Raw genomic sequence first — 26425 nt, 5'->3', positions numbered from 1 at the left:
TTATCGTCCTACGTGATTGATTTTCGAAGAAACGGCATTCGATAGATCAACCAGTTATAAGCGTAGGAAAGGATCTGTTAATTCTCAAATATATAATTTAAATGAAGTTTTGAGAGAACTTACAAAGTGCCTTGAGATTTAGAATGACTAAATGTTAATTGTTTGTAAATAGTGCAATTCATGGACAATTTGGTGCATCAGAACAATCAATAGAAGAGTGAACAATACAAAAGAATAAAAAGTTGTTATTAAAACTGTCATTAGCTGAGCAAGGTGAAGTTCAGTAAAAATTCAAACAAAAATTATTTGTGATACCGAAACAGGGTGATGAGCTTGCCCCATTTTTGGTAGCATGGTCTACAACAGCTAATTAGAGTAATCATGGATTGAAATGCGATATTTTCCTCTGTTCTTAGATTTAATTAATAAACCCGTTCTCGTCGTGGGTGGCGGTGAGGTGGCAAGCCGAAAGGTGGAAGCGTTGCTAAAGGCTGGGGCGGATGTGACTATCGTTTCTCCGACGTTGGTTGATTTTCTGTCTAAGCTTGCTTCTGAGCATCAAGTGCGCTGGGTACAACGTTTCTATTCGAGTGACATTGTCACTAAAAACTTTGTTCAAGTGTGGGCGACGACAGACAATCCTGAGCTAAATCACCAAGTGTACAAAGATGCCAAAGAGCTAGGCATCTTGGTTAACGTTGTGGATGATAAGCCTTATTGTGATTTCATCACGCCGTCTATGATTAATCGTGGCCGCATCCAAATCGCTATCTCTAGTGGTGGAGCTTCGCCAGTTTTAATTCGAAACATCCGTGAAAAACTTGAATCGATACTGCCACAAAACATGGGGTTGATGGCGGATTTTGCTAACTCAAAGCGAAACTCAATTAAAGAGGCGCTGCCTAGTGTCGATTTACGCCGCAAGTTTTGGGAGCAATTCTTCTCGAATCCCGAGGTGGAAAACGCGCGAGATAATCGTGAGTTAGAAGCAATTTACCAAGCGACCATGGCAACACCCTTAGATGAAAAGGGAAGTTGTACTTGGGTTCATGTTGGGAAAGATGTTGAGATGTTGCCAATAAAAGCCGTACGCTATATGCAACAAGCGGAGCTGGCTCTGTACTCAACTCGATGTGAAGCGAATGTGTTAGAACTAATACGAAGAGATGCAGAAAGAGGAGCTTTCTCGAGCGCTGCTGAGCTTTCGGATATGCTGGCCAAGGCTAAAGCTGAAAAGCTTCGAATTTGCGTGTTCATACCACAAGGAACGAGCGAATTCGTATTGCTGCAAGGACAGGACTTAGTTATCTAGCAATGCCAAATGCTAAAGTGGATACGTAGTTCGTTACACTAAAGCCAATAAAAAACGCCAGCGGATTATGCGCTGGCGTTTTTATTTACTTCTCAGATTGATTAATCACGGAAGTTGTTAAACTGGAATGGGATACCCATCTCTGCTTCACGAATCGCTGCCATTGTCGCTTGCAGGTCGTCGCGTTTCTTACCAGTAACACGTACTTTGTCGCCTTGAATAGAAGCTTGTACTTTTAACTTTGCGTCTTTGATAAGTTTCACTACTTTTTTCGCCGTTGGAGTATCAATACCTTGGCGGAAAAGCAGAGTTTGGTGCCAGTTTTTACCAGTAACGTCTGGGTCTTGTGCATCCATTGCGTTCGCGTCAATGTTACGCTTCGCTAAGTGGCCGCGTAAAATGTCGCGCATTTGCTTAAGTTGGAAGTCACCTTCCGCAGACATTTTTACGTTTTCTTCTACTAGCTCAAAGCTCGCATTTACGTTGCGGAAATCGAAACGAGTAGACAATTCACGGTTAGCGTTATCAACGGCGTTACGTAGTTCAACCGTATCGATTTCAGAAACAATATCAAACGATGGCATGAAGATTCCTTGATTATTTTGTTATAGGGACTTTCGGGACTTAACAGCGCTTGCCAGCATATCTAGCATTGTAGCAGTGTCTTCCCAACCTAGGCATGGATCTGTAATAGACTGACCATACGTTAGGTTATTGATGTCAGTCATTGGCTGATTGCCTTCAAGAATAAAGCTTTCAGCCATGATACCCGCAATACGAGTGCTGCCTGACTTAATTTGGTTACAAATGTCCTGAGCTACGTCGATTTGTTTTCTGTGTTGCTTCTGACAGTTTGCATGGCTGAAATCCACAACCAAACGTTGTGGCAATCCAAACTCAGCTAAAGCATCACATGCTTGTTTGACTGATGCTTCATCAAAGTTAGGGCCTTTTTCTCCACCGCGCAGAATAATATGACCGTAAGGGTTGCCACTTGTGCGGTAAACCGTCATTCGACCGTTCTTATCTGGCGAGTAGAAGTAATGCGATGCTTTCGATGCGCGAATTGCATCAATTGCAATTTTTACGTTGCCATTTGTGCCATTTTTGAAACCAACTGGGCAAGATAGTGCCGACGCCATTTCACGGTGAATTTGTGATTCCGTTGTGCGAGCACCAATCGCGCCCCAAGTGATCAAATCCGCGATGTATTGGCCAGTGATCATATCAAGAAACTCAGTAGCAGTCGCAAGACCAAGCTTGTTGATATCCAGTAGTAGTTTACGAGCTTTATGAAGACCAGCTTCAAGTGCGTAAGAACCATCTAGGTTAGGGTCCGTAATCAAACCTTTCCAACCAACTACTGTACGAGGCTTTTCAAAGTAAGTACGCATCACGATAAATAGCTCGTCTTTGTACTTGTCTTGGATTTCACTCAGGCGAGTGGCGTAATCAATGGCAGCTTCAGTGTCGTGAACAGAACACGGACCTACAATCGCAAGAAGGCGATCGTCTTCACCCGATAAAATGTTTTCAATCTGACGACGAGATTGAGCGATACGGTCTGCAACGTCATCCGTAATAGGATGTACACTACCTAGCTCTGCTGGGGTAGGCATTGGACCCAAAGGTTGGGTTCTCAATTCATCTGTTTTTATAGGCATGTTATAGCTTTATTCTCTATTGCGAAGGGGTAAAGATAACGGAATTACAGGCAGGAATAAACCGTTTCACGGGAATCTTCGCCAGGAAATACCGAATTGTATACAAAGGTGTAGGTATTCATTTAAATGACTTATGTATAAATGACAAAACTTGATCATTAAATCAATATATATATACATTTGAATTTATAACCATTTTATCTATCTCGCTGTAAGGTAATCTAAGTAACTGCGATAAACTTCATACCTTATGGGTGACACCGTCACTTTGTGAGGGTTAAATAACTCGTGAGATCGAGCTTTTGTTAACATTTCTTTGACATCTATTTCTTTCGTTGATTAACTGGTCTGACTAGATTGGTAAGGAGACCAAAATGTTATCAGCTCTACGTCGTGCGAATTTGTATCTAAATCTGTTTGGCTTTTCGAAAGTGCCGCTGATTTGGCTTTGCCACCCTAAAATCATTGCGATAGATAGCAAGCATGTTGAGGTTCGTATCCCATTGCGCAGAAGAACGAAGAACCACCTGAATAGCATGTATTTCGGCGCTTTAGCCGTTGGCGCTGATGTTGCTGGTGGTTTTCTTGCTATGAGTAAAGCGCAAGAAAAGGGAGAAGCGATCTCGCTAGCATTTAAAGGTGTGAAAGCCGAGTTTTTAAAGCGCCCGGAAGCCGATGTGCACTTTGTTTGTAACGATGGTCATGTCATTGATGAGATGCTCGAGCACACCTTGGCAACGGGTGAACGAGTAAATCGTGACGTAAAAATTGTCGCGCTGTGTCCTAACTTACATGGTGACGAGCCAATGGCTGAATTCTCGCTTACTCTTTCGATAAAAAAAGCAGCCCAACAAAGAAAAGAGGCTGCCTAGTGGTTTGTGGCTCGTTTGTTTAAAGGCGTTGGCTTAATTGAGTTCAATCTTCTCGATAGAGACGATTTTGGAGCGATTTAAGACCACTTTCCAGCGGTAATAAACAGGCTCATCGGTGTGGTTGTCCTCTTTGACAATCACATTGAGCAAATGACGTTTCTCTACTGACTCTTTGGTTACTTGGCCTTCATTTAAACGGTAAACTCGGTTTGAGCTTTTATCCATCAAGCGGATGATAGGGCGCAAACTGATGTTCAATGTTTCTCTCGTTTGTTCGTAACCACTCAAGAAAAGAGAGGTCGCCATTTCGGTTTTCTCGTGATAATGAAGAATCTGCTCTTCACGTTGCACGACGCGCTTTTTCCGTATTCTTTGAATCTTATCCGGCAAGCTACTTAAGGTGCGATAATCGAGCCACTCCAATTTTTTGCCAACCACTTTTTTCGTCGTTGGATCAACATACTTCTTACGCCATTTTGGCTTGCCTTTACGGATCCATCGCCACATGGCATCGCGTAAATCATCTTTAAAGATTTCTCGTAAAGCGTAAATAAAAGACATCGCGATAATGAATGAGGCAGAAATTTCCCCCAGATAATCGCGAGCGAGAATCACGGTCGAGGTCACGACAACCATCACCAAACCGGTTGCAATACCTTTGATAGCGCGCTTAATGTTGTTACCCATCGATATGGTTTCTTCACGAAGCACGATAGGGTGTTCAATCAATCGCCTTAGCAAGCGCATTTTGTTAGATAGGCGAGTAACGTCTTCAACGACTCTTGATGAGTTGTATTTGTTGAGTTTACGATGGGCTTGCTCTTTCTCACATAGCGTGATCAGGCGCTTCTTGATCGTGCCATAGTCGCCTTCACGTGGGAGATGAGCCACCAGTGACAGGAACTTTTGCTCGGTATACCAAGACAGATAGTTATCGATGTTAACGTAGTAGCGTTTTAAGTTCTCTTCATAAGGAATAGAACGCCGCAAGCGCTTTAAGATCTCAAGCGTGAGCTCGATAACTTCGTCCACTTCATCTTCCGTTACGGAGTTGTTCTCATGCTTGTTTAAACTTGCTACCGCTTTGTCTAGCGCGATAACGTATTGGTAAGCGAACAAACTCAAACTTACTCGGTATTGCTGATTCGACAGGCGTCCACGTTTGGCAAGTCGACTGTGTACTAGCGGAAGAAGGATTTCAGTACTGTAATAAGATCGTTGCTGTGTGATTGAGGTGTAATAAAATTCGGATTCACTGATGATATCGGCGTTTAAACCAAGCTCACCAGGTATAAAAAAGTAAATATCTAGGTCGACACTTTTGCTCTTTGCGAGTGCATGACTGATTTTTAATGTTATTGAGTCTTGTTTATCGACGGTGACCAAAGAAAGCTCCTGACTTTGCTAAAGCATTCTTAACTTATGCGTTCCGTTGAGCAGGTAAGTATAAGAGTGCTAAAAGAGTGACTGGGGCATATAGCTGAACGACAACAGCATAACAGAGCACTATGCTTTTCTCTCTGATTTTCTTGTTAGTTTAGGTATAATTCCACGTAAATTTAAAAAGAGACAAAATCAATGATTAAAATTGGTCAAATTAACAGCTTAGAAGTCATTAAAAAGGCTGATTTTGGCGTATTTCTGGATGGCGATGATTACGGTTCTGTTCTACTACCTAGTAAGTATGTACCAGAGGGTACTGAAATTGGTGAGCATGTAGACGTATTTCTGTACTTCGATTCAGAAAGCCAACTTGCTGCGACCATTGAAAGACCAATTGCCCAAGTGGGTGAATGGGGTTTAATGAAGATTGAGGGTGTGAATGCGACAGGTGCTTTTGTAAATTGGGGCATCAAAGAAAAGGACTTACTGATTCCTTTTAGTGAGCAACGCACTCGCTTCTCTGCCGGACAAACCATTTTAGTGTATGTTTATACCGACAAAGCGTCAGGTCGCATTGTTGGTACGACTAAGTTCAATAAATGGTTAGATAAAACTCCAGCGAATTATGAAGTTAACGAACAAGTTGATTTAATCATCGCAGAGCGTAGTCAACTTGGTTATAAAGCTATCGTTAACGGTAAGCATTGGGGCATGATTTTCCCATCGGATGTTTTTGGTAAGCTTTACATCGGTAAAAAGCTGAAAGGCTTTATTAAGCACATTCGTGAAGATGGCAAAATCGACCTTGCTCTACAAAAAGTCGGTGTGGCGAAAATGGACGATCTTTCTAGTAAGATCCTTGACCTGCTAGAGAAGAAAGGCGGATTTTTGCCTTTGAATGACAAGTCGTCTCCTGAAGCGATTTTTGATGCTTTCCGCACAAGTAAAGGGACTTATAAAAAGACCATCGGTGGCTTATACAAGCAGGGTAAAATTGTCATTGAGAAAGACGGTATTCGTCTAGCGTAGTCCAAACTCACGTATAGCGGATCTACAGCCAAAAAAACGGCCCAAACTTTTCCTTTTTTTGGGCCTAGGGGAAACGGCTCCGCAGAGCCTGCGCTAAACTTGTCCAACAATAATTTTGTTGGAGAACATAGAGAGAAATGCCACATCAAAGCATTACTTTGATACAACTAGTTTAGTACAGCGTGTCCGGATCGCTAGCGAGCCCACTTGCTTTCATACTTATGAATTAAAAAGCCATCGCAAATACGATGGCTTTTCATTTATTTATGGTTCGTTACGTCTTTTAAAATAAGTTCTTATCTCGTACTAATTCGCGAGGGAGGCCATTCTTTATTCGGTTGCTTACCCACTTGCCAAGGCCAATAACTGCGCCTTGATAGGTGACAAGCACTTCGCCTTTACCTGTTTTCATTCCCTCAGGAATGGTTTGTGGGCGAACATCACGCCCCATGTACCATTCGCGCGCTTCTTCAATACTGAGTTCAATGGCGTTGCTTTCAGAACCTGTCGCCAGGGCGGTCGCGACTTGGTGTTGCCAACGGTAGCCATTTTTATGGGCTTCCGCGATCTTTATACCCATACGGGAGAAGCGTAATTCGCCGATCATCGCTTCTAAAGCATTAGGGAATAACCAGACATCTTTATCGCGAAGCCATACAGAACTGTCATTTGGAAGTTTAATACCTAACGCGCTTTGGAGTTGTTGAGCAATTTCTGTCGATTCTTTTTTTGATGTTTTGGCAAAGGGGAATTTCCCCATGCGCTTTTTGACTTCTGGCGCCTCAACAGCAGCCAGTTTGCGAATTCTTGCAACAAAGAACCCTTCACAGTCGTAGACCTGCGGGAAAATATGCAAAAAGCCTTCTTCAGTTAGGGCTGCCTCTGCGTTTTCAAACAAGTTCTCAAGGCTTTCAAACTCTACAGCATCCCCAAAGGTTTCTTTCAAGTGATGACAAACTTGTTGGTTTTCTTCTGTACTGAGCGTACATGTTGAGTAAACCATCACACCACCGGGCTTTAATGCATGGAAGGCGCTTTCAATAAGATCTTTCTGCGTGTCAGCGATGTCGAGTACGGAAGCTTGCGTCCAGTTTTTCATCGCATCTTCGTCTTTGCGAACGGTGCCTTCTCCAGAGCAAGGCGCGTCGAGCAAAACCGCATCAAATTGTTCTGGTAGCCAACCGCCAAAAACGCGTCCATCGAAGTTACTTAGTGCGGCGTTACGTACCCCACAACGTTCCACATTAGCGTGCAGTACTTTTACACGACTTGCGGCGTATTCATTGGCCACAAGTACACCTTCGTTGTTCATTAAAGCTGCAATTTGAGTGGTTTTTGAGCCTGGAGCGGCTGCGGTATCTAACACGGCATCGTAAGATTCATCATTCATAAACAGAGCAGATACCGGCATCATCGAACTGGCTTCTTGAATGTAGAATAAGCCAGACATGTGTTCTGCTGTGTTGCCTAATGGTACAACTGACTCATCCGCTTCAATCCAAAAACCTGTGTCACACCAAGGCACAGGAGAAAGCTTCCAGCCTTTTGTTTCTGCTCGTTCTAGAAACGCTTCAACACTGATCTTCAACGTATTAACTCGAATACTTTTGCGCAGTGGCTTTTGGCACGACGCGATAAAGTCTTCCATGTTGAGGTGAGCAGGAAGGATAGTTTGGATTTTTTCCAGAAACGCGTCTGGGATGTAAACATTAGGATGCAATGTGGGATCTCGTTTGCAGAATTTGTAGCAAATAATATACGAAAGCGAAGCAGAAACGAATAGTGACAAGGGCCGAGCAATAAAAAAGAGCAGCGATTGCTGCTCTTTTAAAGTGATCAAACTTCAATTGTACGTGAATTGAGCTTTACTCTACGGCTTCGGAATTGCTGTACGCCATTGAGTCCAACCTTCTTCAGCTTGTGGATACAAAAAGAAAGATTGCCCACTCTTTGCCGCTGGTGGAATAGTCGATTGCTCTGGCGTTGAAAACGCAATTCCTCCGCGAACTAAACTATCAAAGGTTCCCGCTTTGATGTTAGCGCCGGTAAGCCCGATGGAAACATCTACTCCTGAAACATTCCAGAACACACTGTTTTGACGAACGAGGTAAGCATATTCAGGCTGTATTTTGATAGTCGTGACGATGCGATCAGCAAATTCTCCTAGGCTTACGTCGGTCACTTGGCCAACTTCCATCTGGCGGTAAAGAATAGGGGTACCGACTTGTACTGAGCCTCTTTGTTCACTTTGTAACGTAAACATGATTCCATGCACGCGTTCTGAACTATTTTCTAATTGAAAATCAAATTTAGCTTTACCTTTACCTGGTTCAACACTGATGGATTTCGACACCAACGCCCCGAGGTTTTTAACGCCACCTAAACCAATTTCTGGTTCAGTTAGCCAAAAATGTGAGCCTTCAACCGCAATGTTTTCTACGTATTCAGGTAGGATCCTTGCAGTGACTTCAACCATGTTACGACGAAAATTCGGTACAACCAGAGTGATTTCACCAACTTTAACACCTTGATATTCAATCGGCATTCCTTTAGCAATCTCTTGCGAACCGTCGGTTTCTAAAGCAATGACGCGCCCAAACTTGCGAGCGGTTTTTTGATCAGAATACAGCTTCCAGTTTTCTCCGATTTTGTTTTCAACGCCTGGTACGGAGTCAAAAGCGATGCCACCTTCGATTAACGATTTTAAAGGGTGCGCTTTCACACTGACGCCAGCTAATGATGCATCTATCTCGATCCCTGAACGATTCCAAAAAACGGTTTTTGGCGTTACAAGATAAGCGAAGCGGTTTTCGATAGTAGCCTTAATTAGTACTCCGCCATCAACTAGTTGGAAATCGGAGACGTTACCAACTGGAAGATTACGATAGAGTAGAGGGCTGCCTTTGGAAATCGGCGGCAATTCAGAAGCAAATAGTGTTAGCGCCCTAGAGCCACTTTGATTGTACTGCGCCAATTCAGCCAATGATTCATTTTGGAACAGTTGATACTCTTTTTGAATATCCTGCTTGCCTTCGCTCACAAAACTAATTGACCCGGTTAACAACTGCTTTGCTGGAGGAACGGTAACGCTGAGCCCCGATTCAGTTAACTCTGCTGATGCACTGCCGGTTACATAAAAACGATTGTTTGATTTGATCAGATGCTTGTATTCATGGTCAATCAATACATCCATAAATACTTCGTGTTGTGATTTTTTATCTTCCTTGACTAGGCCCACTTTGATGATTGAACCAACAACGATGCCTTTATAAAGTACATTGGCACCGCTATCTAGGCCAAACGAATTGTCGGATACCAAACGAATCGCGATGGACTTTTCTTGCTGCTGGTTAAACACGTTTTTACGAATGGCAGTAAAGCGGCGAGAGCGTTCACCCGCGCCCGGCACGATCGTTAAGAAGTTTCCTCGCACTAAATTAGCAATGTTTTCAACACCTGAAAGGGACACTTTTGCTTCTTCTAAGACAAATCGAGTACCTGTCGTCAGCATGTCACTAAAAGCGGGTTGAATTGCCGCTGACGCCAATATCACTTCTCGGCCTTCGGAAAGGCTCAAGTCCGTAACTTGGCCAATTTCGATTCCGCGATACATAATTGGAGCGCCTTCTCCGCTGATCTTGCTGTCATCAGGTAGGACGATTTTAACCGCGATGCCTCGACCAGCAGTTTTCAAATCTTTATACAAACGGAACTCGGTGTTCTCTTCTACAGGCTCACCATCATCCGGAGAGTCGACGGCGATGGCGCCACCTAGTAAGGCACTCATGCTTTCTAGTCTTACATCGACACCTTCAAAACCGATGCTGGCACCAATTCCACTGACGTTCCAGAATCGACTGCGGTTGTTAATGATATGTCGGTATTGATCCTGAATGTTGGCTTGAATAGTGATAGATTTTGCATCTTCATCTAGCTGGTAACTGTACACTTCACCGATTGGGATTTTCCTATAAACAATTTGAGAGCCAACCGATACACCACCTAAATCACGGCTTTTGAGCTTAATATTCAAACCTTGAGAAACGCGTAAATCTGTTGGGGCAGAGTCTAACGCATGGAATGTTGTCTCAAACTCTTGACCATCTCCGGGTTGAATCGAGATGTAGTTACCTGAGACGAGCGCATCCAGTCCGGAAACTCCCGTTAGGCTAGCTGTTGGTTTTACTAACCAAAAGCGTGTTTTATCGTTCAGTAACTTTGCAGCTTCAGGATAGATATCAGCATCGACATAAATACTGCCGAGATCTTCGGTGAGGTTAATGTCTCTTACCATGCCGACTTCTAATCCTTGGTAACGGATAGTGGTTCGGCCGGCGACAAGACCAGCGGCATCAGAAAAATAGATTTGCACTCGTTGTCCTGCATCGTGTATCGACTTCACAACAAGCCAGCCAGCTAAGACCATGGTCAAAATTGGCAACAGCCAAAGAGGAGATATGCCTTTACTCCGCTTTACATCTGGTACGTATGACGTTTGAGAACTGTTCTGATCACTCATTCATTGACTCTTTTTCTGATTGTTTTGGGCTTGTTTGGTCCCAGATTAGCCTTGGATCAATACTTTCTGCTGCAAGCATGGTCAATACAACGACAACACCAAATGCTACCGCGCCATATCCTGGTGTGAAATCCAGTATCTGACCACGATCGACTAACGTCATCATGATAGAAATAACAAACAAATCCATCACAGACCATTTACCGATCCATTTAACAACAAAGTAAACCATCATTCGTTGTCTCTTAAACACCGAACGTTTGAATTGGATGCAAAGCATGATGTAGGCGAGCCCAAGTATTTTAATCACCGGGACAACGATACTGGCAACAAAAATGATCGCAGCGATTCCATACATGCCGCTTTTTACCAAACCAGCCACGCCTGAAAAAATAGTGTCCTCCAAACGCTTACCATTGGTAAGCAAGATGGAAATAGGGATCAGGTTAGCGGGGAAGATGGCGACCGTTGCTGCGATGAGGTAAGCCCATGTTTTCTGAATGGAGTTTGGCTTGCGATGATATAACTCGTGATGACAACGCTGGCAATGGTCACCTTCAGGCTGGGACAAGTGGCATTCATGGCAATGCACATCTTTATGCTCAAAAGCATATAAACTTTCTGGTTTCCAAGCTTCCCAATAACGACGCACGCTGATTCTTGAAACTAACAAAACGGTAAATATCTGCAAAAGAACCAGACCAATTAACCCTGGGCCGACGAAAATGTCGGAATAATCTTGGAGTTTAAAACAGGAAATGGCGATGCTAACTAAGAACACATCCAACATAACCCAATGCTTCAAATGTTGAATTAGCCACAGTGAGATACGAAGCCCACGGAACCATCGTTGATGTAAAGAAATATGCGCCGTTACCACTGAAACACAAACCGTCAGTGGCGCTAGAGAGCTACAAAATAGAATGAGCAATGAAAGAAGAACAAATCCTTCTTCCATCAATGTGATCATCCCTGAGGGCAGGGTTGCCGGAATCATCACACCAAAGAGTCGGATGCTAATAAAGTTAAAAAAGTGCGATGGAATAAATAGTAGGATACAGGTTATCGCGACGGCTAGATTACCAGAGAGGCTAGGGCTACCTCCGCGATATAATTGTGTACCACAACGAGGGCAGTGTGCATTTTTGCCATGGGGTAAGTCGACGATGTCGACAGGCAATTCACAACCTTGGCACAAACGTACGTTATTGGGTTGCATGGCGTGCTTAGACAGAGAGGTCATAACGACCTCTCTAGCTTGAACGATTTAAGCGTGGGACTGTATGCCCCCATATAAGGTTTGATATAAGCCTTCTTGCTCAACTAACTCACCATGAGTGCCTGTTTGCGTCACTTTCCCATCTTCAAGCACGTAGATCAAATCGGCTTGTTTCACAGCGGATAGTCGGTGCGCAACGATTAATGTTGTTCTACCACGTAAGAACTCGGTCAGTGCTTTGTGTAAAGCCGCTTCAGTAGCGGTATCTAGCGCAGACGTGGCTTCGTCTAAAATAACAAATTGAGGATTACTCAGCACCATTCTAGCAATGGCAAGCCGTTGTCGTTGACCTCCTGACAAACGAATGCCATTACGACCAACTTGAGTATCCAAGCCGTGGTTAAGTTGAGAAATTACATCATGCAGCTGAGCCACTTCAAGCGCACGCCAAAGTGACATTTCGTCAAAATTCCCACCAAGCGTTAGATTATGCCTCAAGGTATCGTTAAATAGTATAGGTTGCTGTAATACCACGGCAATTTTGTCGCGAATTACTTCAAAACCAATATCTTCTGTTAATTCATCATTAAAGCGAATGCTACCGGAGTTTTGACGGTAAACCCCAATAAGTAATTGTATCAAGGTTGACTTACCACCGCCGCTTGCACCAACCAACGCCACTTTCTTTCCTGCCGGCATATGTAAAGAAAGATTATCTAGGACTTTGTTTTCATTATTGTAAGAGAAATTAATGTTTTCTACTTTAACATCAACTTCTCTACCTTCTTTGAAAGGATTTACCTTAGGAACCGGTCTCTGCTCTTCTTCTAACTCTAATAAGTCGTTGATGCGTTTTAATGCCGCTTTAGCGCTATACCAAGAAAACTGAATCCCAAGCAACTCTTGAACAGGAGACAGCATGAACCATAGGTAACCAAAAACGGCAAATATTTGGCCAATAGTAAGGTCACTGAACATGACCATTAACATTGCGACAGCTCTGAATAATTCAAAGCCGATCAAAAAGAGAAGGAAAGAAACGCGACCAGCCGCTTCAGATTGCCAAGCATACTTGTCTGCATCAACGCGAACTTGGTTCGCACTGTCTTTGAGTTGTTGGAGGAATTCTCGCTCTTTATTGGCTGCGCGTAGTTGGTAGATTCCATCTAATGTTTCAACCAAACGGTTTTGGAAAATTTCAAAAGAATGATTTTCCTTCCGTTTCAGATGTTTAACCATACTGCCTAGTTTACGTGAGAAGTAAATGACAATAGGGTTAACTAACAGGATAAACAGACCAAGTCGCCAATCGAGCCAAAGTAGAACGATAGCAGTACCAATAACAGTCAGAAAACTGATAACGAATTTTGCTAACGTAGAACCAATAAATTTATCAATGGTCTCAATGTCAGTGATAAGGTGTGCGTTGATTCCTCCGCTACCTTTGGTTTCGTATTGTCGGATGCTGATACGGCCGAGTTTGTCGATCATTTTACTGCGCATCTCAAACGTGATGGTTTTTGAAACAAGCGTAAATTGTCGGCTTTGAAGGATATTTAATCCTTGGCTCGCAGCTCGCATAAGAACAACCAAGAACAGGGTGAAGAAAATATAGCCTGTCGGAGTGTGCCACGCTTCAGGGAGAATGGCATTCATGGCATCTAAGCCTTTTGCAGGTTGGTCCAATAAGACCTCATCAACCATCAAAGGCATGAGGAGGGGAATTGGAACACTAATCAAGGTTGCAAGCACCGCTATCAAGTTCGCTATGATCAGCTTGGACTTGTGCTTTTTTACTTGTGTTATCAACCAAGAACGGCTAATAGTGTCATTTTTCAGAAGCATTGTAATTGAGAATAAGTCCTATTATAAAGTAGGACTGCATTTTAGCGCCATACATTGAGAATGGAAGCTTTTATAGTAAGTAGGAAGTTAATATGAACTTAGAACAATACCAAAGACTAACCAAACAAGCTGTTGCTCTAATTGAGTCTGAACCAGATTTTATTGCGAACCTAGCAAACTTGAGCTCATTGCTTTTCATGGAACTTGACGATCTTAACTGGGCAGGCTTTTACCTAACAAAAGGTGAAGAGCTTGTTCTTGGTCCGTTCCAAGGAAAACCAGCTTGTGTTCGTATCCCAATGGGTCGAGGCGTCTGCGGTACTGCTGCACAAACTAATACTATACAAAGAGTATACGACGTTCACGAATTTGAGGGGCATATTGCGTGCGATGCAGCGAGCAATTCAGAAATTGTGATTCCATTTTCTATTAATGGAAAGGTGGTTGGTGTACTTGATATTGATAGTCCAAGTATTGGCCGATTTAATGAAACAGACGAAGAAGGTCTCACTCATTTCATGGTTGAAGTAGAAAAGCTGCTTAATTCACACGCGAACGACGCATAAATTAGCCTTCGAGTGTGGTTTTTCCTTGGCATGTCACTATAATACGAGAATATTTTTTCTTAATGCTCGCGGAAATCCGCTCAAATCAGGACCCCTCATGACTGAAAAGTTAAAAAACAGCAAAGAAGTTATTGCATATATTGCTGAATGTTTCCCTAAGTGCTTTACTTTAGAAGGTGAAGCAAAACCTCTGAAAATTGGTATTTTTCAAGATCTTGCGGAACGTCTAAATGAAGACGAAAAAGTAAGCAAAACACAGCTTCGTGCAGCGTTAAGACAGTACACTTCATCATGGCGTTACCTACACGGTGTAAAACCAGGTGCAGTACGTGTAGACCTAGATGGCAACCCTTGTGGTGAGCTAGAAGAAGAGCACGTTGAACACGCGAAAGCGACACTTGCAGAAAGCAAGGCGAAAGTTCAGGCTCGTCGTAAAGAACAAGCACAAAAAGCTCGTGAAGAGGGTAAGGCGAAAGCGAAACCTGCGGCTAAAAAGCCTCAACAGCCTCGTCGTACTAATAAACCAAAAGTACAAAAACCAACTAAGCCTGTAGAAACGCGCGCTCTAAATGCTGATGAAATCACAGTAGGTAACGCAGTTAACGTGAACATGGGCAAAGGAAACATGGCAGCGACCATTGTTGAAATCAATAAGGATGATGTACGTGTTCAACTTGCTAACGGCCTACAAATGGTTGTGAAAGCGGAGCACTTGCGCGCATAAAGGAGATACTCCTACGCATGAATTGCCGTTCAAAAGTGACCCTGATTGCTGCTAGCTTATGGCTAGCAGCATCAGCTCAGGCTCTTGAAGCCAAACTACATAAAGATGACCTGCCGGTTCTTTCTCCTGAAGTTCAGCATGAAACAGCTAGCAAACGAGTCACCTCGCGATTTACCCGCTCTCATTATAAGCACTTCAGCCTCAATGATGATTTCTCTAAAGCGATCTTTGAACGCTATGTAGAGTTGCTTGATTACAATAGAAATATTTTCACTCAAGCAGACATCAACTCATTTAAAAATTGGTCAGTCGAGCTTGATGATCAGCTTAAATCGGGCAACAACCAAATTGCTTTTGATGTTTACAACCTCTCAATGCAGAAGCGTTTCGATCGTTTTGCTTATGCGTTAACTCTACTCGATGAAGAGATCAAGTTTGATACCGATGACGAGATAGAGTTAGACCGCTCTGAGGCCGCATGGCCAAAAGACGAAGCAGAGCTCAACGAGTTGTGGCGCAAGCGTGTGAAATATGACGCGTTAAATCTGAAACTGACTGGCAAAGAGTGGCCAGAGATTAAAGAAATTTTAGAGAAGCGTTATAACAACGCGATGAAGCGCATCACACAGACCAACAATGAAGATGCATTTCAGTTGTATATGAATGCCTTCGCGCGACAGGTTGACCCTCATACAAGCTACCTTTCTCCACGTAATGCCGAGCAATTCCAATCGGAAATGAACCTTTCTCTAGAAGGCATCGGCGCCGTTTTGCAAATGACAGACGATTACACAGTAATTCGTTCACTTGTTGTTGGCGGTCCGGCCTCAAAGAGTAAGCAACTTGGTGAAGGGGACCGAATCACTGGTGTTGGACAAGACGGTGAAGAAATTGTCGACGTGATCGGTTGGCGTCTGGATGATGTTGTTCAGTTAATCAAAGGCCCTAAAGGCACAAAGGTTAATCTACAGATCTTGCCAGAAGGTAACGATGCGAAGAGTTACATTGTCACAATTGTTCGTGACAAAGTTCGCTTAGAAGATCGTGCGGTTAAGTCAGAAATCATCGAAAAAGACGGCAAGAAGATTGGTATTTTAGAAGTACCAAGTTTCTACGTCGGCTTATCGAAAGACACCGATAAATTACTAGCTGAGTTGAAAACCAAAAACGTTGACGGCGTAATCGTTGATCTACGTAACAATGGTGGTGGTGCGCTAACAGAAGCGACGGCATTGACAGGTTTATTCATTAAAGAAGGTCCTGTAGTTCAAGTTCGTGACAGCTATGGCCGCATCAAGGTGAATGCCGATACCGATGGAAAAGTGAGCTATGATGGCCCATTGACGGTGTTGATTAACCGCTACAGTGCTTCAGCATCTGAAATTTTTGCAGCGGCAATGCAAGATTATAATCGTGCAATCATCTTAGGTGAAAACTCTTTCGGTAAAGGTACAGTTCAGCAACATCGTTCACTGAATCATATTTACGATCTTTTCGATAAAGAGCTAGGTTATGTTCAGTACACGATTCAGAAGTTTTATCGTATTGACGGTGGAAGTACGCAAAATCGTGGTGTTGCACCAGATATTTCGTACCCAACGCCAATTGAGGCTTCTGAAACAGGTGAAAGTGTTGAAGACAATGCTTTACCTTGGGATCAGATTGATAAAGCACAATATCAAACATTTCCAAGTAACGACGCCTTAGTTGAAAAACTTACTGCTCTTCATAACAAGCGTATTTCTGATGAAATGGAGTTCCGCTTTATCAATGAAGACATCGAGAAATATCGTAAAGAAAAAGACGATAATACTTTGTCTTTGAACGAAAAAGTTCGTAAAGCTGAATCGGATAAAGCGGAAGCCCTTCGATTACAACGCATAAATGAACGTCAAGTTGCTTTGGGTAAAAAAGCATTCAAAACATTGGATGACATACCAAAAGACTACGAGGCTCCTGATGTTTATTTAGATGAGTCTGTCGAGATTATGGTCGATCTACTTAAGCAGGAAAATCAGTCATAATAACTGGCAATTTAGAATAAAAAGAGTGAGTCTTTCAGATTCACTCTTTTTTTATGCCTTTTTGTCTTCCGCTGTCTCGATATCGAGCAAGATATTCGCTTATTTTCCCCCAATAATTTACGTGATCTACATCTAAAATTTCGCGAAAGTGAGGACTACTGGCTAAGCTAAAAGAAAACGATAAGGATGCCGATATGAAGTGGTTCTTTATTTTACTTAGCTTTTGCTGCTTTAGTGTGCTTGGTGGAGAAAACACCAGAGAAGATGAATTAAGTCACTTTGACACGCCGTTTCTCATCGGAGACTGGTATTTGATGAACCCAAACCCCGAAGAGTCGGCTGAAAACTTTCGTGCGATCAAACTCTCATTAGGTTCTGACTACAGCTTTTCTATTGATATTCAAAAGAAAGACTATTCCGTTGACCATTGGGAAGGGCTGTATAACGCAAATGAAGACACAATCGTTCTTGGTTTAAACACCGACGAGCCTCAAATTTATGCCTATCGCAACAACCATAATACGCTTGATCTTAATGGTGTAACCTTCACTAAAGGATTATCTAATTCACTTGCAGGTATTTGGTCTAGCTCTCACGTATCTGGCGACGGTCTTGTGGCCAACAACATTAATCAGATGGATTTGATACTTCAACCTGATTTCGTGTTCATGTTTAGGGTTTCGAACGAAGAAGGGGATGAGTCCATCAAACAAGGTGTGTTTTACACAGAAGATGAGTTTTTGGTTCTGCTGTATGAAAATGGCGAGCATGGAACCACGTATAAGCTCAACAAGAATGAGCTAACGATCGAAGATTCCAATGGTGATATGTACGCCGTACTCAATAGAGTTACGCCATGATGCCTTTAACATGCGCCAAATTACGCGTGCGTACGGTAAGTCATTAATGTAGTTTAAATGTTAATCAAAAAATGGAGCTAGAGCACTAAAAGCTCCGTTTTTTGATGGAAAGACTTGTATTCTGATACCACAACCCCTACAAATAGCTTATATAGTGATACCAGAACTGCATTTTTGATCATGCTGTCTGGTATTTTTGTTGTTCGACATACAAGGATTTATGCTCATGTCTCAAGCTCCCCTGGCCAAATATCGTAAAGATTATAAAGAGCCATCTCATGCGATTACTGATATCGATCTTACTTTTGATCTATATGACAATGACACAATCGTTACGGCGGTATCAAAAGTTGCTCAAAAAGGCGATACAACAACGCTAGAACTCGATGGCGAAGGGCTTGAGCTACGCGCTGTAAAAGTAAATGGTGAGGATTGGGCTCATCACGAGGTGAAGGAGTCATCGCTGGTACTGACCGATCTTCCATCCGAGTTTGAACTTGAAATCGTCACCAAAATTGATCCTGAAGCGAATACAGCACTCGAAGGTTTGTACAAATCAGGCGGCGCATTTTGTACTCAGTGTGAGGCTGAGGGCTTCCGCCGTATCACGTACTATCTAGACCGTCCGGATGTTCTAGCAAAATACACAACAAAAGTGATCGCAGATAAAGCGGCTTACCCATATTTGCTGAGCAATGGTAACCGAATTGCAGAAGGCGATGCAGAGAACGGTCGTCACTGGGTTCAATGGCAGGATCCGCATCCAAAACCAGCTTACTTGTTCGCCCTTGTTGCAGGCGACTTTGATGTATTGCGTGACAAATATACAACGATGTCAGGTCGCAGTGTTGATTTAGAAATCTTTGTTGATAAAGGTAACTTAGATCGTGGAGGTCATGCGATGACATCGCTGATCAACTCGATGAAGTGGGATGAGGAACGCTTTGGCCTGGAATACGATCTGGATATTTACATGATCGTTGCTGTTGATTTCTTCAACATGGGTGCAATGGAAAACAAAGGCTTGAACATTTTTAACTCAAAATATGTTCTGGCGAACGATCAAACTGCGACAGATCGTGATTATTTAGGCATCGAAGCTGTGATCGGTCATGAGTACTTCCACAACTGGACTGGCAACCGTGTCACTTGTCGTGACTGGTTCCAACTAAGTCTAAAAGAAGGCTTAACCGTATTCCGTGACCAAGAATTCTCTTCTGACTTAGGCTCTCGTGCTGATAACCGTATTGATAACGTACGTATTATTCGTGGTCCTCAATTTGCGGAAGATGCAAGCCCAATGTCTCACCCGATTCGTCCTGACAAAGTCATTGAGATGAATAACTTCTACACGCTAACGGTGTATGAAAAGGGCAGCGAAGTTATTCGCATGTACCATACACTCCTTGGCGAAGAGGGCTTCCAAAAAGGAATGAAACTTTATTTTGAACGTCACGATGGTACCGCCGCGACGTGTGAAGACTTTGTTTCTGCAATGGAAGATGCCACCGGTGTTGATTTAAAACAGTTCCGCCTGTGGTACAGCCAATCGGGTACACCAACGCTGCGCGTAAATAGCGAATACAACGCTGATGCAAAAACTTACGCACTAACGGTAGAGCAATTTACGGAGCCGACGCAAGACCAAGCAGAAAAACAAGCGCTGCATATTCCGTTCGATATCGAGTTGTATGATTCGAAAGGTCGAGTTATCCCACTGGTGATTAACGGTGAATCTGTTCATAACGTGCTGGATATTAAACAAGATAAGCAAACGTTCGTATTTGAAAATGTCGAAGAACAGCCAGTGCCATCTTTGTTGCGTGAATTCTCGGCACCAGTCAAATTAGAATACGATTACAGCGATGACGAGTTAGTCTTCTTGATGAAGCACGCAACGAACGATTTTGCTCGATGGGACGCTAGCCAAATGCTATTGGCTAAATACATTCGTCAGAATGTGAAAAATGTTCAAGCGGGACAAGAAGTATCGCTTTCTGAAGGTGTGATAGATGCTTTCCGCGGTGTGCTGTTGGATGAAACGCTTGAGCCAGCTTTCATTGCTCAAGTTTTCTCTATGCCTTCAATCAATGAGATTACTGGTTGGTACCAGCAAATTGATATCGATGCCGTAGACAAAGTGCTAAACAGCATTACAGTGTCACTTTCTAAGGAATTAGAAGATGAGCTAAGTGCAACTTATCACACGCTTAAGCAAACAGAGTATACGATCGACCATGCTGCTATTGGCAAGCGTGCTTTACGTAACTGTTGCCTTCAGTACCTAGCATATACGGAAAAAGGTAATGATTTAGTCAACGCGCAGTACGCATCTGCAAATAACATGACAGATACGATTGCTGCGATGAGTGCCGCAAATAACGCTCAGCTCGAGTGTCGTGAAGCACTTATGGCTGATTATAGCGATAAATGGAAGCACGATGGTTTGGTTATGGATAAGTGGTTTGCACTTCAAGGTAGCAATCCTGCAGAGGATGCTCTTGAAAAAGTAAAAGCAACCATGAACCACGAAGCATTTAGTTTGAAAAATCCGAACCGTACGCGCAGCTTAATTGGCTCGTTCTTAAGTGCGAACCCTGTACGTTTCCATGATAAATCCGGTGTAGGTTACCAGTTTGCCGGTGAAATTCTTCGCCAACTAAATGATTCGAACCCACAAGTAGCTTCTCGAATGATTGATCCTTTGCTTAAGTTCCGTAAATACGATGAAGCTCGCCAAGCAATGATTCGTGCAGAACTTGAAAAGCTCAAAGCAATGGATAATCTTGCTAAAGATCTATTCGAAAAAGTGACTAAAGCACTAGACGAATAGTAAACAACACAATAGGGTGGTCATTTAGACCACCTTATTTGTTTATGTCACTTAGTTTTCACTTCATGAACTATTACTACTTCAATCTCAACATTTCATATCAAACGTTTTTATCTCATTATTCTGGTGCGGCAAGTGTTGTTCAAGTTGTCACACACAACGGTTTGCGTTTGCAGTTACCCGCCGCGAGATTTAGACCATTTCTTAGTCAATTGGGCGTTAGAGGCCAGTTTAGACTAACAACTGACCAAAATAATAAGTTTCTTAAGTTAGAAACTCTGTGATGTATTGTATTTGCAGAGAGTTAAATAGGAATCTTAGTCACAGAATCGGACATTTCACCTCTTACCACTACGATTAGTTGTTAAACATTTGTAATTATGCTTTTACAATGGGCACATGCATTACCTATGCTTAGTTTCTAAGGTAACAACCTAGCTACTAAGTCCCCCTACAAAACAACAATTCTAATGTGGAGTGTGAATATGACCGCGCGTGAAAATGTAGTGCCGGTTCTGCTTGAAAAGGTTTACCAACTGATTCAAGACAAACTCGAGCTTTCTCACCAAACGCTTGTAACTAAACTTGCTCAACACTTATTCAGTAACATTGCTGATGATGATCTAATTCAGCGAAACGAATCCGACCTTTATGGTGCTGTCGTTAGCCTTTGGCACCATATCAATGAAAAAAAACCAGAAGAGATTTCGGTTCGAGTATTTAACCCGACCGTAAGTCGTCAAGGCTGGCAATCCACACACACAATCGTAGAAATTGTTGTTCCAGATAGTCCATTCTTAGTGGACTCAGTCAAAATGGCTTTAGCACGTTTGGATCTTGTTTGTCACCTAATGTTGAATAACCCAACACAGATTCAGCGTGATAAAAAAGGCCAAGTTACAGACGTAAACGGTGAGGGTGGTGTTCTTCAATCACTTTTCCACATAGAGGTAGACCGCCTTACTAGTAAAGACGAGATGCAAGCGCTTAAAGAAGAGCTGTTAAGAATTCTATCTGATACTCGCTTAGTCGTTGATGACTGGAAGCAGATGGTTGATAAGCTTAAGTTTGTTACTGATGAACTTGAGAAAAATAAAGATCGTGTTTCTATCCAAACTGATCGTATGGATGAAACGATCGCATTTCTTCGTTGGCTAGAAGATCATAACTTTACCTTTATGGGTTATAAAGATTATGACTTAAAAGAGGTCAATGGTGATACCGAACTTGTTCCTGCTAAAGAAAAAGGACTAGGTCTGTTTGCTGATGACAAGCGCGTGCGTAGCGTCAAGCTCTCTGAATTATCAGATTCAGCGCGATTAGAAGCGAAAAAACCATACGCTCTGATCATCACCAAAGGTAACAAAGCATCTCGTATCCACCGTCCGGCTTATACTGATTACATCGGTATTAAGAAGTTTGATGAAAACGGTAAAGTAATAGGTGAGCATCGCTTTACTGGTTTATATACCTCCGCCGTTTACAACCAAGCGGTACAAAGTATTCCTCTGATCCGTGAAAAAGTTGACCGTATCCTTGAAGCAAGTGGATACCGTCACGGATCATACTCATACAAAGCATTGCACAATATCTTAGAAAACTACCCACGCGACGAGTTGCTTCAAGCTAATGAAGAAGAGCTGCTTGAGGTGGGAATGGGTGTTGTACAAATGCAAGATCGTGACTTGCTGCGTTTGTTTGTTCGTAAAGACCCATTTGGTCGTTTCTTCAGTTGCATGGTTTATGTCACTAAAGATCGTTACAACACAGAATTGCGTCGTCAAACTCAACGCATTCTTAAGCAGTACTTTGGTTGCGAGCAAGAGGTTGAATTTACAACGTACTTCTCAGAAAGCCCACTAGCGAGAACACATTACATTGTTCGTGTAGACAATAACAACATTGACGTAGACGTGAAAAAGATCGAGCAAAATCTAATGGAAGTTTCTACCTCTTGGGATGACAGACTAAAAGAATCCATCATTGCTAACTTTGGTGAAAGCAAAGGCCTTCCTCTTTCAAAAGAATATATGAGTGCGTTCCCTCGCTCATACAAAGAGGACATGATGCCAGGTTCTGCGGTTGCAGATATCGAGCGCTTAGAAGCGTTAAGTGATGATAATAAACTTGGCATGTTGTTCTACCGACCTCAAGAAGAGGGTGCAGATTCCAAAGCTGTCCGCTTAAAGTTATACCATCGCGATGAACCAATTCACCTTTCTGACGTAATGCCGATGTTGGAAAACCTTGGTTTGCGTGTGATTGGCGAATCGCCATATGAGATCGAGAAAAACAACGGGCAGACTTTCTGGATCCTTGACTTCTCTATGCTGCATAAGAGCGAGAAAACCGTTGACCTTCGTGAAGCTCGTGATCGTTTCCAACAAGCATTTGCTGCCATTTGGGCGGGTAATCTTGAAAGTGATGGTTTCAACCGATTGTTATTAGGTGCGTCGTTATCTGGCCGTGAGATTTCCATTCTTCGTGCTTACGCACGATACATGCGCCAAGTAGGCTTCCCATTCAGTCAGCAGTACATCGAAGACACGCTAAGCCACTACCCAGACTTAGCGACAGGTCTAGTCAAGCTGTTCACCAAGCGATTTGATCCGAAACACAAAGGCAGCGAGAAAGGCCAAAACGATCTAATTAAAAAGCTAACAGAGCAGTTGGATCGTGTAGAGAGCTTGGATGATGATCGTATTATTCGTCGTTATATTGAAATGATCATGGCGACGCTTCGTACCAACTACTACCAAGTAGACGAGAATAAGCAGCCTAAGCCTTGGTTATCTTTGAAAATGAAGCCAAGCGATATTCCTGAGATTCCGCAGCCTGTACCTGCATTCGAGATCTTTGTTTACGCACCAGATATTGAAGGTGTTCACCTTCGTGGTGGAAAAGTGGCTCGTGGTGGTTTGCGTTGGTCAGATCGTCAAGAAGACTTCCGTACGGAGATTCTTGGCTTAGTAAAAGCGCAACAGGTTAAGAACACTGTAATTGTACCAGTGGGTGCAAAAGGCGGCTTCGTTTGTAAACGCCAGCCATCTCTCACCACTCGTGATGAAATTTTTGCGGAAGGTCAGCGTTGTTACAAACGCTTTATCCGTGCACTGCTAGATGTGTCAGATAACATCATTGAAGGAGAGGTGGTACCACCACAAAACGTTGTTCGTCACGATGAAGATGACCCATATCTAGTAGTGGCTGCCGATAAAGGCACAGCAACCTTCTCAGATTTGGCAAACTCTGTTTCTGCAGAATACAACTTCTGGCTAGGTGACGCATTCGCTTCAGGTGGTTCAAACGGTTACGATCACAAAGCAATGGGTATCACCGCAAAAGGTGGTTGGGAATCTGTTAAGCGTCATTTCCGTGAAATGGGCATCAACTGTCAGACCACTGATTTTACTGCAATCGGTGTAGGTGATATGGCAGGTGACGTGTTCGGTAACGGTATGCTGTTATCGAAGCATATTCGATTGCAAGCTGCGTTTAACCACATGCACATCTTTATTGATCCAAATCCAGATTCAGCCAGCAGCTGGGAAGAGCGTAACCGCTTGTTTAATTTGCCAAGATCAAGCTGGGAAGATTACAACAAAGACTTGATCTCTCAAGGTGGTGGCATCTTCTCTCGTCGATCAAAATCGATCCAGTTGACGCCAGAAATTCAGAAAATGTTAGGTACGAAGAAAGCATCTTTAGCGCCTAACGATCTGATAAAGATGATCTTGAAAATGAAAGTCGATCTTCTTTGGAATGGTGGTATCGGCACTTACGTTAAATCATCGACAGAAACTCATACAGATGTTGGTGACCGTGCTAACGACATGCTGCGCATTGACGGCCGTGACTTAAGAGCCAAAGTGGTTGGCGAAGGTGGTAACTTGGGTATGACTCAGCTTGGTCGTATCGAATACGCACTAACTGGCGGTCGAGTGAACACGGACTTCGTTGATAACGTAGGTGGCGTTGACTGTTCGGATAATGAAGTCAACATCAAGATCTTCCTCAATGGACTGGTTTCAAATGGCGATCTTACGGTTAAGCAACGTAACCAAATTCTAGAGTCTATGGAAGACGAAGTGGGTGAAATTGTCTTGGATGATGCTTACCGTCAGTCGGAGTCGATCTCTGTTACTGAACAGCAAGGTGTTGGCATTGTTAAGGAGCAAATTCGATTCATCCACACTATGGAGAAAGCAGGGTACTTGGACCGTGCTCTCGAATACATTCCTGATGATGAAACGCTAATCGAGCGTGAAAAACAGGGACTAGGTCTGACTCGCCCTGAGCTATCAGTGTTAGTTGCCTACGGTAAAATGGTACTTAAACAGCAACTTGTTACGGATGAAATCGCAAATGATGAATTCCATGCAAAACAACTTGTTGAATATTTCCCAAGTGCGTTACGACGTAACTATAAAGATCAAATGGTTAATCACCCACTGCGAGCTGAAATTATCGCTACAGCATTGGCTAACCAGATGGTTAATGAAATGGGCTGTAACTTCGTTACTCGTTTGCAAGAAGAAACTGGTGCAAGTGTTGTCGATATTGCCAACGCTTACAGTGCGGCTAGAGAAATCTTTGATTTAGAAGCAATCCTCAAGCAAACTCGCAAACTTGATAACGTTGCGACAGCGCAAGCTCAATACGAAATTATGTTTTACGTGCGCCGAGCACTGCGTCGAATTGCACGCTGGTTGCTTCGTAACCGTAGCGGCAAATGCACGGTCGGTGAGTTGATTGCTATCTACAAGCAAGATGTCAATGTTATCACTGAAACCCTAGACACTATGTTAGTTGAGTCTGAAGTTGAAGAGCACAATGAGTTGGCTCAAGGTTGGATAGAGAAAGGTGTTGAAGAGAAACTCGCTCACCAAGTTGCCCGTTTATCAAGCTTACAATCTGCACTGGATATTTCATCAGTAGCAAGTGAAACAGGTAAAACGGTTGAGCAAGCATCGAAACTCTACTTTAATTTGGGTGACCGTTTATCGTTGCATTGGTTCTTGAAGCAAATTAATAGCCAAGCCGTTGATAATAACTGGCAAGCACTTGCAAGAGCGGCATTCCGTGAAGATCTGGACTGGCAACAACGTCAACTTACCGCTCAGGTACTGAATTGTGGCTGCTCAACCGAAGAGCTTGACGTGATGGCTGCGTTAGAAGATTGGATTGAAACTAACGAGCAATCGTTGCACCGCTGGGAGAGTATCTTAAACGAGTTCAAAGTTGGCTCAGTACACGAATTTGCTAAGTTCTCTGTAGCACTTCGAGAGCTAGTACTTTTAAACCTCAACTGCTCATCGAAAGAGTAGTGGAATAATCAAGTCATAAGTAAAAGCCTCGTTATTTAACGGGGCTTTTTATTATCTATTATTCACATTTGGAACGAGAATAGTTACATTGTCACATTAAGTTGAAATTAAAACAGAGTGAAATCGATTGCTTTTAAGCGGTTAGTTACGATTTTTATCGCAGAAACTTGATTGTAATTGTTTGTTTTATATTTGAAAATCTTATAAAGATATAGGTTTTTACTTATTACGTTCATTTTCATTGAATT

The 26425-nt window shown here is 42.9% G+C and carries 17 protein-coding genes; 10 read left to right on the top strand and 7 right to left on the bottom strand.

The annotated features are described in order from the left end of the window. Positions 1 to 391: 391 nt before the first annotated feature. Complete coding sequence (locus L3V37_RS21925) at positions 392 to 1312, top strand: bifunctional precorrin-2 dehydrogenase/sirohydrochlorin ferrochelatase (RefSeq protein WP_237307110.1); 921 nt, start codon at positions 392 to 394, stop codon at positions 1310 to 1312. A 101-nt stretch (positions 1313 to 1413) separates the two neighbouring features. Here the strand turns inward: L3V37_RS21925 and L3V37_RS21920 are convergent, their stop codons facing one another. Continuing rightward, complete coding sequence (locus tag L3V37_RS21920) at positions 1414 to 1896, bottom strand: YajQ family cyclic di-GMP-binding protein (RefSeq protein WP_005377415.1); 483 nt, start codon at positions 1894 to 1896, stop codon at positions 1414 to 1416. 21 nt (positions 1897 to 1917) lie between these two features. After that, positions 1918 to 2976, bottom strand: coding sequence for a 3-deoxy-7-phosphoheptulonate synthase (locus L3V37_RS21915; protein ID WP_005390197.1), 1059 nt, complete (start codon positions 2974 to 2976; stop codon positions 1918 to 1920). Between the two features lie 374 nt (positions 2977 to 3350). Here L3V37_RS21915 and L3V37_RS21910 point away from each other — a divergent pair, with 374 nt between their 5' ends. Further along, positions 3351 to 3848 (top strand): DUF4442 domain-containing protein, encoded by a 498-nt coding sequence (locus tag L3V37_RS21910; RefSeq protein ID WP_005377418.1) that lies wholly within the window; start codon positions 3351 to 3353, stop codon positions 3846 to 3848. 33 nt (positions 3849 to 3881) lie between these two features. Here the strand turns inward: L3V37_RS21910 and L3V37_RS21905 are convergent, their stop codons facing one another. Further along, positions 3882 to 5234, bottom strand: coding sequence for a hypothetical protein (locus L3V37_RS21905; RefSeq protein WP_005377421.1), 1353 nt, complete (start codon positions 5232 to 5234; stop codon positions 3882 to 3884). A gap of 192 nt (positions 5235 to 5426) precedes the next feature. Between L3V37_RS21905 and L3V37_RS21900 the strand changes: the two genes are divergently transcribed. Further along, positions 5427 to 6260: a S1 RNA-binding domain-containing protein gene (locus tag L3V37_RS21900; RefSeq protein WP_017633794.1), complete on the top strand. Its 834-nt coding sequence runs from the start codon at positions 5427 to 5429 to the stop codon at positions 6258 to 6260. Between the two features lie 283 nt (positions 6261 to 6543). Here the strand turns inward: L3V37_RS21900 and rsmF are convergent, their stop codons facing one another. The 4 genes from rsmF to L3V37_RS21880 all read right to left on the bottom strand — a co-directional run bounded on the left by rsmF (position 6544) and on the right by L3V37_RS21880 (position 13843). Then, on the bottom strand, positions 6544 to 7980 hold the full coding sequence (rsmF, locus tag L3V37_RS21895) for a 16S rRNA (cytosine(1407)-C(5))-methyltransferase RsmF (RefSeq protein WP_031781146.1): 1437 nt from the start codon (positions 7978 to 7980) through the stop codon (positions 6544 to 6546). 150 nt (positions 7981 to 8130) lie between these two features. Then, a complete protein-coding gene (locus L3V37_RS21890) occupies positions 8131 to 10779 on the bottom strand; it encodes an MlaD family protein (RefSeq protein ID WP_005377427.1) in 2649 nt (882 codons plus the stop codon). Then, complete coding sequence (locus L3V37_RS21885; RefSeq protein WP_005377429.1) at positions 10772 to 12022, bottom strand: paraquat-inducible protein A; 1251 nt, start codon at positions 12020 to 12022, stop codon at positions 10772 to 10774. The genes L3V37_RS21890 and L3V37_RS21885 overlap by 8 nt, the downstream gene beginning before the upstream one ends. Before the next feature lie 24 nt (positions 12023 to 12046). Continuing rightward, entirely contained in the window at positions 12047 to 13843 is a 1797-nt protein-coding gene (locus L3V37_RS21880; RefSeq protein ID WP_005377431.1) for an ABC transporter ATP-binding protein, read from the bottom strand. Positions 13844 to 13935: 92 nt separating this feature from the next. Here L3V37_RS21880 and L3V37_RS21875 point away from each other — a divergent pair, with 92 nt between their 5' ends. The 7 genes from L3V37_RS21875 to L3V37_RS21845 all read left to right on the top strand — a co-directional run bounded on the left by L3V37_RS21875 (position 13936) and on the right by L3V37_RS21845 (position 26177). Then, the gene (locus L3V37_RS21875) at positions 13936 to 14409 is read left to right on the top strand and encodes a GAF domain-containing protein (protein WP_005377433.1); all 474 of its coding nucleotides are present in this window, start codon (positions 13936 to 13938) and stop codon (positions 14407 to 14409) included. Between the two features lie 97 nt (positions 14410 to 14506). After that, the gene (gene proQ / locus L3V37_RS21870) at positions 14507 to 15133 is read left to right on the top strand and encodes an RNA chaperone ProQ (protein WP_005377435.1); all 627 of its coding nucleotides are present in this window, start codon (positions 14507 to 14509) and stop codon (positions 15131 to 15133) included. A 17-nt stretch (positions 15134 to 15150) separates the two neighbouring features. After that, positions 15151 to 17157 (top strand): carboxy terminal-processing peptidase, encoded by a 2007-nt coding sequence (gene prc / locus L3V37_RS21865; RefSeq protein ID WP_237307108.1) that lies wholly within the window; start codon positions 15151 to 15153, stop codon positions 17155 to 17157. 194 nt (positions 17158 to 17351) lie between these two features. Next, complete coding sequence (locus L3V37_RS21860) at positions 17352 to 18017, top strand: hypothetical protein (RefSeq protein WP_182016347.1); 666 nt, start codon at positions 17352 to 17354, stop codon at positions 18015 to 18017. 226 nt (positions 18018 to 18243) lie between these two features. After that, positions 18244 to 20850 (top strand): aminopeptidase N, encoded by a 2607-nt coding sequence (gene pepN / locus L3V37_RS21855; protein ID WP_237307106.1) that lies wholly within the window; start codon positions 18244 to 18246, stop codon positions 20848 to 20850. A gap of 65 nt (positions 20851 to 20915) precedes the next feature. Then, positions 20916 to 21134 carry a DUF2835 domain-containing protein gene (locus tag L3V37_RS21850; RefSeq protein ID WP_005377440.1) on the top strand — a complete coding sequence of 73 codons (219 nt, stop codon included), beginning with the start codon at positions 20916 to 20918 and terminating at the stop codon, positions 21132 to 21134. 201 nt (positions 21135 to 21335) lie between these two features. Then, a complete protein-coding gene (locus L3V37_RS21845) occupies positions 21336 to 26177 on the top strand; it encodes an NAD-glutamate dehydrogenase (RefSeq protein WP_237307104.1) in 4842 nt (1613 codons plus the stop codon). Positions 26178 to 26425 lie beyond the last annotated feature (248 nt).

Source organism: Vibrio sp. D54, assembly GCF_021728075.1.
Lineage (GTDB): Bacteria > Pseudomonadota > Gammaproteobacteria > Enterobacterales > Vibrionaceae > Vibrio > Vibrio alginolyticus.
This window is presented reverse-complemented; position numbering and strand designations above follow the sequence as displayed.

Excerpts from the sequence above, each read along its gene's own strand:
- L3V37_RS21925 (WP_237307110.1), top strand. The coding sequence starts at position 392 with ATGCGATATTTTCCTCTGTTCTTAGATTTAATTAATAAACCCGTTCTC.
- L3V37_RS21920 (WP_005377415.1), bottom strand. The coding sequence starts at position 1,896 with ATGCCATCGTTTGATATTGTTTCTGAAATCGATACGGTTGAACTACGT.
- L3V37_RS21915 (WP_005390197.1), bottom strand. The coding sequence starts at position 2,976 with ATGCCTATAAAAACAGATGAATTGAGAACCCAACCTTTGGGTCCAATG.
- L3V37_RS21910 (WP_005377418.1), top strand. The coding sequence starts at position 3,351 with ATGTTATCAGCTCTACGTCGTGCGAATTTGTATCTAAATCTGTTTGGC.
- L3V37_RS21900 (WP_017633794.1), top strand. The coding sequence starts at position 5,427 with ATGATTAAAATTGGTCAAATTAACAGCTTAGAAGTCATTAAAAAGGCT.
- L3V37_RS21890 (WP_005377427.1), bottom strand. The coding sequence starts at position 10,779 with ATGAGTGATCAGAACAGTTCTCAAACGTCATACGTACCAGATGTAAAG.
- L3V37_RS21885 (WP_005377429.1), bottom strand. The coding sequence starts at position 12,022 with ATGACCTCTCTGTCTAAGCACGCCATGCAACCCAATAACGTACGTTTG.
- L3V37_RS21880 (WP_005377431.1), bottom strand. The coding sequence starts at position 13,843 with ATGCTTCTGAAAAATGACACTATTAGCCGTTCTTGGTTGATAACACAA.
- L3V37_RS21875 (WP_005377433.1), top strand. The coding sequence starts at position 13,936 with ATGAACTTAGAACAATACCAAAGACTAACCAAACAAGCTGTTGCTCTA.
- proQ (WP_005377435.1), top strand. The coding sequence starts at position 14,507 with ATGACTGAAAAGTTAAAAAACAGCAAAGAAGTTATTGCATATATTGCT.
- prc (WP_237307108.1), top strand. The coding sequence starts at position 15,151 with ATGAATTGCCGTTCAAAAGTGACCCTGATTGCTGCTAGCTTATGGCTA.
- L3V37_RS21860 (WP_182016347.1), top strand. The coding sequence starts at position 17,352 with ATGAAGTGGTTCTTTATTTTACTTAGCTTTTGCTGCTTTAGTGTGCTT.
- pepN (WP_237307106.1), top strand. The coding sequence starts at position 18,244 with ATGTCTCAAGCTCCCCTGGCCAAATATCGTAAAGATTATAAAGAGCCA.
- L3V37_RS21850 (WP_005377440.1), top strand. The coding sequence starts at position 20,916 with ATGAACTATTACTACTTCAATCTCAACATTTCATATCAAACGTTTTTA.
- L3V37_RS21845 (WP_237307104.1), top strand. The coding sequence starts at position 21,336 with ATGACCGCGCGTGAAAATGTAGTGCCGGTTCTGCTTGAAAAGGTTTAC.